Source organism: Thermosulfuriphilus sp. (assembly GCF_054026695.1).
Map to the genome: position 1 here is coordinate 24,672 of NZ_JBPMLP010000021.1, position 15,083 is coordinate 39,754.

Genomic DNA, 15,083 nt, shown 5'->3' on the forward strand with positions numbered 1-15,083 from the left:
CGGAAACCAGGAGAGGCTAGATGCATTATGGGCTTCTGATCTTGGTTATAGTCTTGCTCTTTGTCTTCTGGCTCAAGGGGAAAGAGGACCGTTTACTCCCGGAGGCCCAAGAGCCCGAAGCACCCCAGAGGGACTCTAACGGACCTTTCTCCCCCCAGATTGATATCAGTGATCGCCTTCGGGACTCTGTCAAGATTTTCTGCCTCAAGAAGATCTGCCCCAAGGTCATCGATGCCCTTGCACCCGAAGAAAGAAAACGTTTACTTGCGAGGTTCAAGGAGCATGGTCTTCCCTCAGGGGCCCTTCTTCGGCTTTCAGAACTCCTTCGGGATCCCCAGGCCGACAGTCGGGAGATCTCCCGGCTGGCAGCCACAGATCCTGTGCTTTCGGCCAAACTCCTTGAGGTCGCCAACTCTGCCTACTGTCGTCCCTCTGGGGCTTCCCGGGTGACCTCGGTCCACCGGGCCATCCTTATCCTGGGATTCAATCAGGTAAGGGCCCTCCTTTTTAAGACGTTGATCAGTCGGGCCTTTAAGGGCCTTGAGGGGCTTGGCAAGGAAGAGGTCCAGAATCTCTGGGGCCATTCTGCTGGGGTCTCCATAGTCGCCGGCCAGCTAGCCTTAAGGGCCGGCATTCCTGAAGGGTTGGCCTTAACTGCCGGACTCCTCCATGACATTGGCAAGTTTTTTCTCCCCCCGGCCCAGGAAGAACTAGGGCTCTCTATGGCCCTTTCTCCCGAAGAATTCGACCTCCCTCCAGTGGTCCTAGAAGATAAAATCCATGGTTACAATCATACCATCATAGGAGGACTCCTTTGCTCCTTTTGGCGTCTTCCTAAGGAAATTGTCCTTTCTGTGGCTTATCACCACTTGCCATCCTTCTCAGATCTTCGGGGTCTGCCACAATGGGTAGCTGAGGTGGTTATTTTGGTCTCCATAGCGGACTATATCTGTCACTTGTTGGGCTTTTTTAACGAAGAGCCCATTCTCTATGAGCTTTCTCCTTGGATATGTGAGACCGTGGGGCTTTCTTATCCGGTAAGGAGCCTTATTGAGCCTGAGCTTCTTAGAGAACTTGAGAAGACCAAGCTACTTGTCTCCGCGGTCTGAATAAAGGCAACCACAGGCCTTGTTTCGGCCCTTGATCTTGGCTGCATAAAGGGTGGCATCAGCCCGCTCAAGAAGGCTCTCAGGGGTGTCCTCCTTTTCCAGTTCGGCGATTCCGGCAGAAAGGGTGATCCGGAAGGAAAAACCACGATTGGGGAAGCTAAAGAGATGGTCGCCTACTTTTTTTATCAGTCTCTCACAGACTTTTAAGGCATCACGGCAATGGGTATGGGGCATAAGGAGTAAGAACTCCTCACCCCCATAACGATAGAGTCGGTCCACCTCCCGGACATTTTCCTTGAGAAGTCGGGCCACGGTTTTCAAGACTTCGTCTCCAATGGCGTGGCCATAGGTGTCGTTTATATGTTTGAAATGGTCAATATCAAGCATGGCCACACTCAACTCAAAGCCATACCTTTTGGCTCTAAGGACTTCGTCTTTTAGTTCTTCGTCAAGGGCCCGGCGGTTGAGGAGAGCGGTGAGATAGTCAATTCGAATATTCTCACGTAGCCTTTCTATCTCTTGGGTCTGGTCTTCAATGACCCCCCGGGCCTGTTCTACTTCAGCCTTTAAAGCCTGATTGTGGCTCCTTAGAGTATCTACTTCCTTGACGATGGCCTCAAAATCCTCAATAGGGACAGCGGCTTCCATCTTCCCCAAGGACTCTTCCATTGCCTCGACCCGTTCAGTGGTACTCTGACCGAGGTCGATCAGGATCTCCTTGGCGGCCTCGAGAATCGCCCCTGCCTGGACAACTATGTAGGGGAAATCCTCCTCTTTAAAACACTTGGGATCGTTGAGGAGATCAAGGAGTTCGTGATATCCTTTCTCCTGAGCCACCTGCCGAAACTCTTCGGAGTAAAAGGCTGGTATAGGGGGGCGGCCCCGGGAGACAATGCGTTTGAGGGCCTCGCGGGCCGTTTCGGCAATCCTAAAGGAGAGTTCTTTTTTGGCTTTATCAACCATTATTGAACCTTGCTGGTATTTAATCTTATATCGGTCTTCCCTGAAAGGACTGTAAAGCCTTTTGAGCATCCCGGGAGAAGATGTCAAGTTCATAGTGGAGGTTTATTAGATGAGGCTTCCGGAGACAAGACTTAATCTCGGTCACAATGCCCTCATCGTCTTGGCCAGACGCTACCTAAAGCGAGATGAGTCAGGGAATCCCCTAGAGGCTCCGGAGGATATGTTCTGGCGGGTGGCTCGGGCAGTAGCTGAGGCCGACCTCCTTTATGATCAGAAGGCTGATGTAGAGACCCTGGCCCAAAAGTTCTACAATCTGATGGCCAACCTGGACTTCCTTCCCAACTCTCCCACCCTCATGAATGCCGGCCGGGAGCTGGGTCAACTTTCGGCCTGTTTCGTTCTCCCTATTGATGATTCTCTGGAATCCATCTTTGAGACTTTGAAATACACGGCCCTTATACATAAATCCGGTGGAGGGACTGGATTCTCCTTCTCCCGGCTTCGTCCCAAAGGTGACATTGTTCGTACCACCCATGGGGTCTCCTCCGGGCCTATTTCCTTCATGATGGTCTATGATGCTGCTACGGAGGCAATTAAACAGGGTGGCACCCGGCGAGGAGCCAACATGGGTATCCTCCGGATAGATCACCCGGATATCGAGGAATTTATCACCGTCAAGCGCGATCTTACCAAACTGACCAACTTTAATATCTCCGTGGCCCTGACCGATGCCTTTATGGCCGCTCTTAAAGGGGGACAACCGTTTCCTCTAGTCAATCCTCGAAATGGGGAATTAGTCAAGGAGGTGGAGGCCACCAGACTTTTTGACCTCCTAGTAGAAAATGCCTGGCTGAGGGGTGATCCCGGGGTCATCTTCATCGATACTATTAACCGGGCCAATCCCACACCGCATTTGGGAAATATAGAAAGTACCAATCCTTGTGGGGAACAGCCCCTTCTTCCCTACGAATCCTGCAATCTTGGCTCTATCAATCTTTCTCGCTTTGTCAGGGACGGGGTTATTGATTATCCGCGCCTTAAGGAAGTTATTCACCTTGCCGTTCACTTTTTGGACAACGTCATTGATATTAACCGCTTCCCGCTCAAAGAGATCGAAGAAACCACCAAGAGGACCAGAAAAATCGGCCTAGGGATGATGGGTTTTGCCGATATGCTTATTATGTTGGGCATTTCCTACAATTCCGAAGAGGCCATAGAGGTAGCCGAGGAGCTAATGGCCTTTGTCTCCCGGGAGTCAAAGAAGGCCAGCTCTGAGCTGGCCAGAAAAAGGGGCAACTTTCCAGCCTATCCGGGGAGTGTCTGGGATCGACCGGAGACACCGTTTATGCGTAACGCCACCACGACCACTATTGCCCCTACGGGGACTCTTTCTATCATTGCCGGTTGTTCTTCAGGGATAGAACCCCTTTTTGCCGTTTCTTATAGCCGTCGGATCCTTGATGGAACGGAGCTAAAGGAGGCCCATCCTCTTTTTAAAGAAAGCCTAAAAAAGGCGGGTCTTCCGGTGGAGGAGCTGATTGAGGCTGCGGCCAAGACAGGCTCTATTCAGGCCTTTGAAAAGATCCCTGAGGATCTCCGCCACCTGTTCGTCACCGCCTTTGATGTTCCCCCTGAGCAGCACATAAAGATCCAGGCAGCCTTTCAGCGGCATGTAGACAACGCCGTCTCAAAGACCATCAACTTTCCTAATCAGGCTGGCCGAGATGATATCCGTCGGGCTTATCTACTGGCCTACGAAATGGGGCTAAAGGGGATTACAGTCTTCCGTTATGGGAGTCGTCCAGGGGTCTTGGAGCTCAAACGACCCCTTGAGGCCGGTCGCTTGGCCCCCCGTCCTCGTCCTAGGACAACTAAAGGAATTACCCACCGAGTGCGGACTGGATGTGGCAATCTTTATGTTACAGTCAACTGGGATGAGGCCGGTTTGTGCGAGGTCTTTGCCACCATGGGTAAGGCCGGCGGGTGTGCAGCCTGCCAAATCGAGGCTACTAGCCGGCTGATTTCCCTGGCCTTAAGGGCCGGGGTGGCGCCAGAGTCCGTCATCAAACAGCTCTCTGGTATTCGTTGTCCATCTCCTTCTTGGGAAGAGGGCCAACAGATCCTCTCCTGTCCGGATGCTGTGGCCAAGGTCCTGGCCGAGGTTCTCAAGGTGGAAATAAAGCCTGAGCCTGAACCGGCCTTCGGAAACTGTCCGGATTGTGGGGGAGTCCTTGAAAGCGAGGGCGGATGCTACCTCTGTCGGTCTTGTGGCTTTTCTCGTTGTGATTAGTTTAAGTCCCAATAAGGGAGGGTGAGGGAAGAATGGTCGAATTCTTTTATAAGATCGACATTGTGGCCCAGAAGGTCGGACTTTCTCCCCAGGCCATAAGGGCCTATGTGCGTCAGGGATTGGTGCCGGTTTGTCGAAGGGAAGAGGAGGTTCTTTTTAGCCCCGAGGCCTTAAAGAGGCTTGAGCGGATTCGTCTACTTAAAGACTTTGGGGTCAATATGGCCGGCATCGAGATCATCCTCCGGTTGTTGGAACGACTCGAGTCCCTGCAGCATTTTGGGCCTCAATGGCTAGAGCCTCCTGAAAAACGATCTATCTCTATAGTGGAAGTGGAGGATTAGCCATTTCCTTCAACTACCTATAATAGGGCCCTTTTACTTGTTATTCCTTTTGCCTTGGGCCTCCTCTTGGCCAGACATGGCACCAGCCCCTGGGCCGGCATCCTGGCCGGCTCGCTAGCCATTTTTCTCCTTCGCTCCTTTCGCTTTCTGGCCCTGATGGGGATCTTTTTGGCTCTGGGGATCTGGTATGCAGAAGGTCGCCTTGAACCTCCATCCCATGACCTGGCCCATTTTGTTGTCTCTGGCCAAGAATACATAATCTCTGGCCGGGTAGCTACAGCTCCGGAGAAGGCCTGGGGGCAGGAGGTATTTGTCCTTGAGGCCTGGATCCTTCATCGTCCTAAGAAAGATCTTCCAGTTTCGGGGAAGGTATTGGTCAGACTTCGGGGAGAAAAGGATCTTATGCCAGGAGATATCATCAGGGCCCGCCTGAGGCTCCGTCGGCCTCGGAACTTTAATAATCCTGGGGCCTTTGATTATCGAGGCTATCTGGCCGCAAGAGGTATTTTTTCTCTAGCGACGGTAAGCTCTCCTTTATTACTGAGAAAGATCGGGCACCGCTGGGATCTTACAACAGCTATTGAAGCCTGGCGGCTTAAAATTGCCCGGCAAATCGACTCTTCTGATCTTTCTCCAGAAGTATCATCCCTTATCAAAGCCCTGGTTGTCGGGCAGAGACGAGGCATTTCTTCCGAAATCCGAGAGGCCTTTGTCCGGTCAGGGGCGGCCCACCTTCTGGCCATCTCTGGCCTTCATATGGGACTTTTGGCCACTTTTGTTGGAGGTGGATTCCTGTTTTTGGTCCGAGGTTCGACCTTCTTAGTCCATCGGTTCAACATCAAGAAGCTGAGTCTCTTCGGGGCCCTGCTAGCGATTATTATCTATACGGGGCTTTCAGGGGGAAGTATCCCCGCCCGTAGGGCCGCTATTATGATCGCTGTTTTCATTTTTGGTTTTTGGACCGATCGTCGTCCCCCCTGGCCAGCTCTCATTCTTGTTGCTGCCTGGATTATCCTTCTCATTGAGCCCTTGGCCATAAGTCAGCCTTCTTTTCTCCTTTCTTTCGCTGCTGTGAGTGGCTTGGCCCTCTTTGAGAAGAGACTTAAGACTTGGTCTTCTGGCCTTAAGGCCCATGTGGGAGGAATATTCCTTGTCTGTGTTGTCGCCTGGTTGGCCACAGCTCCCTTTGTTTTTTATTTTTTCGGCCGTCTCCCTTTATTGGCTCCGATATCCAATCTGGTTCTGGTTCCTCTGGTAGGCTGGGGGCTCGTTCCCCTGGCCTTAATCTTTTCTCTTAGACCTGGTGTTTTTTTCCTTTCGGACATCCTTGAAGCCCTTTGTCAGCTAGTTCTAAAAACAGTGGACCTTTTTTCTCACCTTCCAAATCTTATCTTTCCACTTAATGAAATCGGCCTAATCGGCGGCCTTTTTCTGGTCGGCGGCCTCTTAGGATTTTTTTGCTGGCGTCATAAGGCCCTTGTCCTCGTCCTTCCTGGAGTCTTGCTACTGGCTTTATCCTGGGACCTGGCCCGTCCGCCTCTTTTGCGGATAGTTATCTTTGATGTTGGCCAAGGATCAAGCTGCCTCCTTAGCACCCCTCAGGGAAATCTTCTTATCGACGGCGGGGGACCCTTTTCGCCGGGATTTGATCCTGGTCGCTTGGTAATTGCTCCGGCCCTCTATAAGCTCGGCATTCGAAAACTCTCTGCAGTGATCCTTACCCATCCCGAGGCCGATCACTTGGCCGGTCTTCCTTATATTGTCAAGGCCTTTTCCGTTGGGCAATTCATCAAGACCGAAGACAAGAACCAAAGCAGGATATATCAACGTTTGATGGCCAATATTGAGGAGAAGAGAATCCCTCTTAGGATCGTAAAAAACAAGACTCGTCTTCATTTGGGGGCAGTAGAGATTGATCTCCTCCCTCCTCCACAGACTCTTTCGGGCTCAACTAACCGGCGATCCCTGGTAATTCGGGTAACCTTTGGTCGTTGTTCTTTTCTCTTCCCCGGAGATATAGACTCTTTAAGAGAAAAGATGCTTTCCCTTGAGGAGATCAGATCCGATTTTATCCTTATTCCCCATCATGGATCAAAGAGTTCCTCTAGCCCTGATTTTGTAAAAGCGGCTCGTCCTAGAGTGGCCGTGGTTTCTGTTTCGGCCTACAATCGTTTTGGTCTGCCCCGGGAGGAGATCCTTGAGAGGTATAGACTTCAGGGGGCCCAAGTCTGGCGTACCGATCGCCATGGGGCTGTTATCATTTATAGTGATGGTTATAGTTTGGGTGTTACTAGTTGGCTTGAAGGGGGCAGAGATGGGACCATCCTACGAAGTTTTCGAACATGGTGCCGACGTTGGTGTCCGTGGTTATGGCCAGAGCCTGGAAGAGGCCTTTGCCAATGCGGCCAGGGCCATGTTCTCTCTGATGGTGGAAAACTTTGATCAGCTCAGGCCAGACCGGCGTATAGAAAACATCACCTGCGTGGCCGAGGACTTGGAGTCCCTCCTAATCTTCTGGCTCAATCGTCTGCTCTCCTTGGCTGACATGGAGAAGATGGTTTTTTGCCTCTTCGGCCCCCGGATCAAAGGTCTTCGGCTTACAGGCTGGGCGGCGGGTGAGCCTCTTGATCCCTTTCGGCACCAACTGGGAGTAGAGGTTAAAGGGGCCACCTACACCATGGCCAAGGTGGCTCGAGAAGGCGGGCTTTATGTAGCCCAGTGTGTGGTCGACGTCTGAAGATGTGAGGAGGAGGCTATGGAAATAAAAAGCCTGGTCAAAATAGGTGAATATGAATGGGAGATCCCCAGAAGGGGCCAGATGAAGGTCCCGGGGCTGATCTTTGCCAGCCGAGATTTGATCGAGGAGATGGATGAGAAGGTCAAGGAGCAGCTTTCTAACGTTGCTACCCTGCCAGGTATTGTCAAGGCCGCTCTGGCCATGCCTGATGCTCATTGGGGCTATGGTTTCCCCATCGGGGGAGTGGCGGCCTTTGATCCTGAGGAAGGGGGAATTATCTCCGTTGGCGGGGTGGGTTACGATATTTCCTGTGGGGTTCGAACGTTGCTTACCGGCCTTAAGAGAGAGCAGGTTGAGCCCCTTTTGGAGACTCTGGTAGAGGCCTTATTTGTCACTATCCCTGCCGGAGTAGGTTCAGAGGGCAAAATAAAACTCTCTCCCAACCAGCTTGACGAGGTCCTCGTCGGAGGGGCCAAATGGGCCGTTGATCGGGGCTACGGCCTGCCAGAAGATCTTGACTATATCGAGGAAAACGGTGTCCTAGCCGGAGCAGATCCCTCTTGTGTTTCCATAGAGGCTAAAAAAAGACAATACCGTCAGATAGGGACCTTGGGCTCCGGGAACCACTATCTTGAGGTCCAGTACGTCTCACGGATCTATGACCACCAAGTGGCCCAGGCTTTTGGCCTGGCCGAAGACGATGTTATTATCTCCATCCATTGTGGCTCACGAGCCTTGGGGCATCAGATTGCTACAGACTACCTCCAAGTTCTTTCAGGGGCCTCTCGAAAATACGGAATTCCTATTCGGGAAAAAGAACTGGTATGTGCTCCGATTAACAGCCCTGAGGGGCAGCGCTACTATAAGGCCATGGCCTGCGGGGTAAACTGTGCTCTGGCCAATCGGCAGGTTATCAGTCATCTTGTCCGGGAGGTTTTTGCGAAGATTATCCCTGAGGCCGATATCAGGGTGCTCTATGATGTCAGTCACAACACTTGTAAGATTGAAGAACACGAGGTGGATGGCCGTCTGAGACGCCTTTATGTCCATAGGAAGGGTTCCACCAGGGCCTTTGGCCCGGGGCGTCCGGAGCTTCCTGTAGCCTACAGAAAGGTAGGACAACCAGTAATCATTGGCGGCACTATGGGAACCTGTTCATACATATTGGTGGGCACTGTTGAGGGGACAACAAAAGCTTTTGGTTCGGCCTGCCATGGAGCCGGGCGTTCCATGAGTCGTCATGCGGCCAAAAAGAAGTGGCGGGGAGCGGATGTCATCCAGAAATTGGCTCGTCAGGGGATAGTTATTCGGGCCAAGAGCATGAGGGGGGTGGCCGAGGAAGCCCCGTTGGCCTATAAGGATGTCTCCAAAGTAGTTGAAGCCACTCATCTAGCTGGTCTAGCCCAAAAAGTGGCTATGGTAAAACCCATGGGGGTGATAAAAGGGTAGTTTGTATGCTCAAACCAGGGGACAAAACCGTAAAGTTCAAACTCAGAATGCTTACCGGCCCTCTTACAGGGATCTCCTGTTTTGTCTGAATCTACAAAGGGGCCCCAACCCTTCTGGGATTTTTCAGAGACACTGGGCCCAGGGCTCGCCAGTTGGTGGCCGAGATAGATAGAATCTATCGTTTCTATGAGCCAAGGGGGCTGAGGGCTGGTTTTGTCTTTCTAGAGCCTGATCCCTCAGAGGATCTACTTCTCTGGCTAAAAGGGCTTTTGATTCCTTCGGCTGTGCCTCTTAAAGAGACGTTTAAGGAGATAGTCTCTGGTTACCATCTTGAATCGGCGGAGAACCTGTTGGTACTCTCGCGGCTCAATCAGGTGGTAGAGGTCTTCTATGACCTTAAGGCCGAGAATCTGGAGTCCTTTAAAAGGGCTCTTTCAGCCTTTTGGGCAAATCCACCTCTTATGGGTTGAATAAATTTTTTAAACGCCCAGCTTAAAGGAGGGTGATGATGGAGAAGGATTGCATCTTCTGTAAGATCATTAAGGGAGAGATCCCGGCGGATTTTGTCTATCAGGACGAAGACCTGGTGGCCTTTAAGGATATCAACCCCCAGGCGCCTGTCCATATTCTAATTGTTCCTCGACGCCATATATCTTCGATCAACAGCCTCGCTGAAGACGACGCCGAGCTGGTGGCCAAGGTTATCATGGCCGGCAAGAAGGTGGCCGAAGAGTTAGGGATTGCTCAAAGTGGTTATAAACTGCTTTTTAATGTTGAACGTGGGGGAGGGCAGGTGATCTTCCACCTTCACCTTCATCTTTTGGGTGGTTGGCTGGAAGGGCCCCAAAGCCTTTACATTTAAGTTTAGGCCAGCACGGACGATAAAGGCAAAAATATCTACTAAACAAAGATAAAGGGTGCTCCAAAAAGAAATACCCCCGGATCACCAAGATCCGGGGGCGACGACCGTTACCCAACCTCCATGGGTTTCAAATAAAAAAGCCCTTGAGGGGTAATTTCCCCCTCAAGGGCTGCCATGGCCCAAAAGGTATCTCTTTTTTAGCCTCTATTTGCTCCTATGTCAAGTTTTGATGGCCCTTACTCGGTTGACAGGGCAATGGGCCATCCTTACCTTCCTTGGCGCAAACAAAGTTAATAATTGAAACATTAAAAAACGGAGGAAAGAACACTATGAGAATGGATAAGTTCACTTTTAAGTCTCAGGAGGCCTTGCAGAGTGCCCAACAAGCGGCCGAATCTGCGGGCCACCAACAGCTTGAGCCCGAACACCTCCTCAAGGCCCTGGTGGAGCAGGAAGGGGGTCTTGTTCCTATAATCCTTGAGCGTCTGGGGATAAATTCCTCCCTGGTGGCTGCAGACTTGGAGGAGGAACTTGCCAAGTTTCCCAAGGTTGGAGGACCTGGATTCCAGGTCTACATCTCCCCGGCCTTAAAACAGGTTCTTGACCGGGCCTTTAAGATTGCTGCTGAGATGCGGGATGAATTTGTTTCGGTTGAACACCTTCTATTGGCCATTCTTGAGTCTGGAACTCCGGCGGCCCAGGTCTTGGCCCGGCGGGGAATAACTAAAGAGGCGGCTGCCGAGGTTATCAAGTCCATCCGGGGCAACCAGCGGGTCACCGATCAGAGCCCTGAGGATAAATATCAAGCTCTGGAGAAGTTTGGCCGAGATCTCACTGCCTTAGCCAAAGCCGGCAAACTTGATCCGGTCATCGGCCGAGATGAAGAGATCCGTCGAGTTATCCAGATCCTCTCCCGGCGGACAAAGAACAACCCGGTGTTAGTTGGTGAGCCGGGTGTGGGGAAGACAGCTATAGTTGAGGGGTTGGCTCAGAGAATTGTCGCCGGTGATGTTCCTGAGCCCCTTAAAGACAAACGCCTCATCCAATTGGACATGGGGGCTCTTATTGCCGGGGCCAAGTTCCGGGGTGAGTTTGAAGAACGCCTTAAGGCCGTACTCAAAGAGGTCGAGCAGAGCCAGGGGGAGATTATCCTCTTCATTGATGAGATCCACACCTTGGTAGGAGCCGGGGCAGCCGAGGGGGCTATGGACGCCTCAAATATGCTCAAACCAGCCCTGGCCCGCGGGGAACTCCATTGTATAGGGGCTACTACCCTTGATGAATACCGCAAATATATCGAAAAGGATCCGGCCCTTGAGCGTCGTTTCCAACCGGTCTATGTGGATGAGCCTACGGTGGAGGAGGCTATTGCTATTCTTCGGGGGCTCAAGGAGAAATATGAGGTTCACCACGGAGTGAGGATTACCGACAGCGCCATCATCGCTGCAGTAACCCTTTCACATCGTTATATCACGGATCGCTATCTGCCGGACAAGGCTATCGATCTTATTGACGAGGCCGCAGCCAAACTCCGCATCGAGATAGATTCCCTTCCTAGTGAGATCGACGAGATCGAACGTAAGATCATGCAGCTGGAGATTGAACGCGAAGCTCTTAAGAAAGAGACCGATCCAGCGGCCCGGGAGAGATTAGCCAAGCTAGAATCTACCCTTGAGGATCTTCGCCGTCAGGCCGAAGAGATGAAGGCCCACTGGCGCAAAGAGAAAGAGGTCATCCAGGAGATCCGGAAGATCAAAGAAAGAATTGATCAGCTCCGCATCGAAGCCCAACAAGCCGAGCGCCAGGGAGATCTGACCCGGGTGGCGGAGATCATCTATGGTCGCATTCCGGAGCTGGAACGTCGCCTTGAGGATCTCAACCAGCAGTTGGCTGAAATTCAGAAGGAAAAGAGTTTCCTTAAAGAAGAAGTCGATGCCGAGGATATCGCCGAGATAGTCTCCAAGTGGACCGGGATTCCAGTCTCCCGGCTTCTTGAAAGTGAACGGGAAAAACTCCTTAAGATGGAAGAGCGGATCGCCCAACGGGTAGTTGGTCAAGAGGAGGCCATTCGGGCGGTGGCCAACGCTGTCCGCCGGGCCCGAGCCGGCCTTAAAGATCCGAATCGACCCATCGGCTCCTTTATATTCTTAGGGCCTACCGGTGTGGGTAAGACTGAGCTGGCCAAGGCCCTAGCTGAATTCATGTTCGACACCGAACAAGCCATGATTCGGATCGACATGAGTGAATACATGGAAAAACACTCGGTGGCCCGGCTGATCGGAGCTCCTCCAGGCTATGTGGGCTACGAGGAAGGTGGTTATCTTACAGAGGCCGTTCGGCGGCGGCCCTATTCGGTGATCCTTTTTGATGAGATTGAAAAGGCCCATCAAGACGTCTTCAACATTCTTCTCCAGATCCTCGATGATGGACGGCTGACTGACGGTAAGGGACGGACAGTAGATTTTCGCAACACCATCATCATTATGACCTCAAATATCGGAAGCCAGTGGATCCAGGAACTTGGCCCTGGGAACCGAGCTGAGATGGAACGTCGGGTTATGGAGGCCTTAAGGGCCAGTTTTCGGCCGGAGTTCCTCAACCGGGTCGATGAAATCATCATCTTTCACGCCTTGACCCGAGATCATCTCAAAAAGATAGTTGATATTCAGGTGCGCTATCTCCAGAGACGTCTTGAGGAGCGTCGGATCACCATTACCCTGACAGATGCGGCCAAAGATTGGCTGGCCCAGGTTGGTTATGATCCAGTCTATGGGGCGCGGCCACTCAAGAGGGCCATCCAACGTTATGTGGAGGATCCCCTGGCCCTCAAGATCCTTGACGGGACCTTTAAAGACGGAGACCATATTATCGTCGATTACGACGAGCTCAGCAAAGAGCTGATATTCAAAAAAGGCGAATGAGGATCCTCTGGGTAAGACCAAGCCGGCTCATCTGAGCCGGGCTTTTAATTTTAATAAAGAATTTGGCCGAGGTGGTCGGCGAGGCGCTTTATTACTGTAGCTGCTGAAGGAGCCGGAGCGGTACGGATATCTATCCCCGGTGGATACTCTCCATAGGTTCCGTAAGGGATGATGGCGGATTCGACTAAATGGAGAAAAGGACTCCAGTGAGGTAATGAATACATTTCTACCTCAATCTCTAAGGCCCCCCCTCCGGTGGGGGCCGGAGGTAGAAGATAATTTATCTTCCCTAAAAGAATGTAATCGCAGTCCTTTACCTTCTGGCCTTTTAAGATCGGCCGTCCGCTAAGAAGCCTTATATTAGCGGGAATTCCGGCCTCAAGGAGGGCATTTCGGTAGATCTGGGCAGTAGCCCAACCAAGTTGGTCATCTTCGGCCACAAAGGGAGATAGACAGATCGTCTGGCCGGTCCCAAGAGGACCGGTAGGACCAAGATAGACCCGGGGGCCCGTGGTCTCAATAGCCGGTTGCCTTACTACAGTGCAGGAAAGGAGACACAGGGAAATAAAAGCCCAAAAGATTCTCATTTGTCTTCTACCAAGGCAAATCCAGAGCTCTCAGCATAGATGAGACTTGCCCGAGGCGGCTCGGTCTTTAGAAGAGGTCTTTCTCGGGCTTGGCTGAGGCCAAAGACCCCCACCGCTGGGGCCATCTTGAGAGCTAGTCTCTCTCCTCCACAACCATTAAGTCCGGCCACTGAGAAGATTAACAAAAGAAGTAAAGGCCATCGCATCCTTATAAAACTCCGAGTTTTACTAATGATATCGGGCTGGAGCCCTTTTTATTTAAAGTAACTTTATAATTATAACTTACAGCCGACTACGGAGTATAACTTGATTTTTAGCGACAGTGATCTTGGTCTTTAGGGGCAGATGATTTTTTATTTAGGGCCCAGAGCATCTGGCGACAAAAGCCCCGAATTATCTGAACCTCCTGGGCGGTGAGATCTAGCCGGCCGAGAAAACGTCTGATGTTAGTCAGATATACTTGACGGGTATCTTTGGGGATAAAACCGATGTGGTCAAAGAGTTCCTCTAAGTGGCCATACATGGCCTCAGTTTCGGCAAAGGTGGCTCGCCGGGGTCTGGCAAGCCCGGTAGTTTTTCCGGAGGTGAAGAGCTCGTAGAGGACAACCACCACTGCCTGGGCCAAGTTGAGCGAGGGAAACTCGGCCGTGGGAATAGTGATGGCCGTATGACAATAGAAGAGTTCTTCATTGGATAGACCCCGGTGCTCGGGGCCAAAGAGCAGAGCAACCTTATTCTGTTGGCTCAGTTCCGCCAGCCTGGGAGCGATATCCCTCGGGGTTTCAAGGACCCGGCGGTGGCGCCCCAGACGGGCTGTGGTTCCCACAATATAACCATAGGGTTTAAGGGCCTCTTTGAGGTTCTTAAAGATGGTTAGGTTGCGGGCCACCTCTGCAGCTTCATGGGTGGCCATTTTCAAGACAGCCTCTTCATCCCAGCGCTCTGGGGCCACGACCACCAGCTCTCGGACCCCAAAGTTCTTGCAGGCCCTGGCCGCGGCTCCAATATTTTCCGGATACCGGGGAGAAACAAGAATCACGGCTATGTTTTCCATCCTGATCATTCTGGAAGGCATAACAGTTTGTCCCAGATGACCCGGACTATTCTTAGACCTACTTCTTGGGTCTTCTGACGGTAGTCTTCCCAACTTTTGTCTAAACGGTCGGTTACCAGAAGGGCACAGGAGATCCGAATCCCCAAGGCCTGGCCCACCTGCATCAGGGAAGAGACTTCCATGTCGATGGCCAAGATTCTCCTTTTCTTGAGCTGGATGATAAAGTCTTCGGTTTCTCGAAAAGGGGCATCGGTTGAGGCCAGAGCCCCTTCTCTGACCTTAAAACCAGACTCTGTAAGAAGTATCTTTAAAGTCTCTTGCCCCTTGGACCAGGGAAGGCTTTGGGCTTCAGGATAGTGGCGGCTTACCCCTTCGAAAGAATGTCCCCTGCTTGGCAAAAAGACCTCTCCGGGGAAAAGATCTGGGCTTAAAGAACCACACCAGCCAAAGATAATCACCTCTTTAAGTCCACAGGCCTTCAATGTCTCAAGGACCATAACTGCGTGAGGGGCAGAGAGTGACGGGCCCACTAAAAGTCCCTCCTGAGAGGCCATTCGGCAATAGGGAAGTCCAAATGATCTGGCTTTTATGGAGAGAATCTTGACCAGAGACCAGAATTCTCTGGCCGTAAGAACGAAAAAGGCCCTTTGAGGAAACCTTAAACCCTTGGGACAGGCAGGTTCTATAAACCGGGGTTCAGCCATGGACTTAGTTTACGTAAGATTAAGGGCTTTAAAATTACAAGATGGTCTTCTGATCAAATTCTAAAG

At 51.7% G+C, this 15,083-nt stretch carries 13 protein-coding genes and 1 pseudogene; 9 read left to right on the forward strand and 5 right to left on the reverse strand.

Going from position 1 to position 15,083, the window contains the following annotated elements; translation table 11 throughout:
• The first annotated feature begins 20 nt into the window (after positions 1 to 20).
• A complete protein-coding gene (locus tag ACXJJX_RS03180) occupies positions 21 to 1,109 on the forward strand; it encodes an HDOD domain-containing protein (protein WP_456431966.1) in 1,089 nt (362 codons plus the stop codon).
• Here ACXJJX_RS03180 and ACXJJX_RS03185 read toward each other — a convergent pair.
• Complete coding sequence (locus tag ACXJJX_RS03185; RefSeq protein WP_456431968.1) at positions 1,089 to 2,072, reverse strand: diguanylate cyclase; 984 nt, start codon at positions 2,070 to 2,072, stop codon at positions 1,089 to 1,091. The genes ACXJJX_RS03180 and ACXJJX_RS03185 overlap by 21 nt on opposite strands.
• A gap of 109 nt (positions 2,073 to 2,181) precedes the next feature.
• Between ACXJJX_RS03185 and ACXJJX_RS03190 the strand changes: the two genes are divergently transcribed.
• The 8 genes and pseudogenes from ACXJJX_RS03190 to clpB all read left to right on the forward strand — a co-directional run bounded on the left by ACXJJX_RS03190 (position 2,182) and on the right by clpB (position 12,672).
• The gene (locus ACXJJX_RS03190) at positions 2,182 to 4,362 is read left to right on the forward strand and encodes a vitamin B12-dependent ribonucleotide reductase (protein WP_456431970.1); all 2,181 of its coding nucleotides are present in this window, start codon (positions 2,182 to 2,184) and stop codon (positions 4,360 to 4,362) included.
• A gap of 32 nt (positions 4,363 to 4,394) precedes the next feature.
• Positions 4,395 to 4,703, forward strand: a complete 309-nt coding sequence (locus tag ACXJJX_RS03195) for a MerR family transcriptional regulator (protein ID WP_456431972.1) — start codon at positions 4,395 to 4,397, stop codon at positions 4,701 to 4,703.
• A 66-nt stretch (positions 4,704 to 4,769) separates the two neighbouring features.
• Positions 4,770 to 6,941, forward strand: a pseudogene (locus ACXJJX_RS03200) (DNA internalization-related competence protein ComEC/Rec2); the annotation flags it as partial.
• 76 nt (positions 6,942 to 7,017) lie between these two features.
• Positions 7,018 to 7,440 carry an archease gene (locus tag ACXJJX_RS03205; protein WP_456431974.1) on the forward strand — a complete coding sequence of 141 codons (423 nt, stop codon included), beginning with the start codon at positions 7,018 to 7,020 and terminating at the stop codon, positions 7,438 to 7,440.
• A gap of 18 nt (positions 7,441 to 7,458) precedes the next feature.
• Entirely contained in the window at positions 7,459 to 8,889 is a 1,431-nt protein-coding gene (locus ACXJJX_RS03210; protein WP_456431976.1) for an RtcB family protein, read from the forward strand.
• A gap of 155 nt (positions 8,890 to 9,044) precedes the next feature.
• Complete coding sequence (locus ACXJJX_RS03215; protein WP_456431978.1) at positions 9,045 to 9,359, forward strand: hypothetical protein; 315 nt, start codon at positions 9,045 to 9,047, stop codon at positions 9,357 to 9,359.
• Positions 9,360 to 9,397: 38 nt separating this feature from the next.
• Positions 9,398 to 9,751, forward strand: a complete 354-nt coding sequence (locus ACXJJX_RS03220; protein ID WP_456431980.1) for a histidine triad nucleotide-binding protein — start codon at positions 9,398 to 9,400, stop codon at positions 9,749 to 9,751.
• A 329-nt stretch (positions 9,752 to 10,080) separates the two neighbouring features.
• Positions 10,081 to 12,672, forward strand: a complete 2,592-nt coding sequence (gene clpB / locus ACXJJX_RS03225) for an ATP-dependent chaperone ClpB (RefSeq protein WP_456431982.1) — start codon at positions 10,081 to 10,083, stop codon at positions 12,670 to 12,672.
• Positions 12,673 to 12,722: 50 nt separating this feature from the next.
• On the opposite strand, the gene ACXJJX_RS03230 is transcribed toward clpB, so the two are convergent.
• The 4 genes from ACXJJX_RS03230 to ACXJJX_RS03245 form a co-directional block, all read right to left on the reverse strand.
• Complete coding sequence (locus ACXJJX_RS03230) at positions 12,723 to 13,259, reverse strand: hypothetical protein (protein WP_456431984.1); 537 nt, start codon at positions 13,257 to 13,259, stop codon at positions 12,723 to 12,725.
• Positions 13,256 to 13,465, reverse strand: a complete 210-nt coding sequence (locus tag ACXJJX_RS03235; RefSeq protein ID WP_456431986.1) for a hypothetical protein — start codon at positions 13,463 to 13,465, stop codon at positions 13,256 to 13,258. Before ACXJJX_RS03235 ends, ACXJJX_RS03230 begins: the two co-directional genes overlap by 4 nt.
• A 107-nt stretch (positions 13,466 to 13,572) precedes the next feature.
• Positions 13,573 to 14,313: an RNA methyltransferase gene (locus ACXJJX_RS03240; RefSeq protein WP_456431988.1), complete on the reverse strand. Its 741-nt coding sequence runs from the start codon at positions 14,311 to 14,313 to the stop codon at positions 13,573 to 13,575.
• A 5-nt stretch (positions 14,314 to 14,318) separates the two neighbouring features.
• A complete protein-coding gene (locus ACXJJX_RS03245) occupies positions 14,319 to 14,843 on the reverse strand; it encodes a phosphorylase family protein (RefSeq protein ID WP_456431990.1) in 525 nt (174 codons plus the stop codon).
• Positions 14,844 to 15,083 lie beyond the last annotated feature (240 nt).

Bases quoted from the DNA above. Each gene is read 5' to 3' on its own strand.
- ACXJJX_RS03180 (WP_456431966.1), top strand. From the start codon at position 21: ATGCATTATGGGCTTCTGATCTTGGTTATAGTCTTGCTCTTTGTCTTC.
- ACXJJX_RS03185 (WP_456431968.1), bottom strand. From the start codon at position 2,072: ATGGTTGATAAAGCCAAAAAAGAACTCTCCTTTAGGATTGCCGAAACG.
- ACXJJX_RS03190 (WP_456431970.1), top strand. From the start codon at position 2,182: ATGAGGCTTCCGGAGACAAGACTTAATCTCGGTCACAATGCCCTCATC.
- ACXJJX_RS03195 (WP_456431972.1), top strand. From the start codon at position 4,395: ATGGTCGAATTCTTTTATAAGATCGACATTGTGGCCCAGAAGGTCGGA.
- ACXJJX_RS03205 (WP_456431974.1), top strand. From the start codon at position 7,018: ATGGGACCATCCTACGAAGTTTTCGAACATGGTGCCGACGTTGGTGTC.
- ACXJJX_RS03210 (WP_456431976.1), top strand. From the start codon at position 7,459: ATGGAAATAAAAAGCCTGGTCAAAATAGGTGAATATGAATGGGAGATC.
- ACXJJX_RS03220 (WP_456431980.1), top strand. From the start codon at position 9,398: ATGGAGAAGGATTGCATCTTCTGTAAGATCATTAAGGGAGAGATCCCG.
- clpB (WP_456431982.1), top strand. From the start codon at position 10,081: ATGAGAATGGATAAGTTCACTTTTAAGTCTCAGGAGGCCTTGCAGAGT.
- ACXJJX_RS03230 (WP_456431984.1), bottom strand. From the start codon at position 13,259: ATGAGAATCTTTTGGGCTTTTATTTCCCTGTGTCTCCTTTCCTGCACT.
- ACXJJX_RS03235 (WP_456431986.1), bottom strand. From the start codon at position 13,465: ATGCGATGGCCTTTACTTCTTTTGTTAATCTTCTCAGTGGCCGGACTT.
- ACXJJX_RS03240 (WP_456431988.1), bottom strand. From the start codon at position 14,313: ATGGAAAACATAGCCGTGATTCTTGTTTCTCCCCGGTATCCGGAAAAT.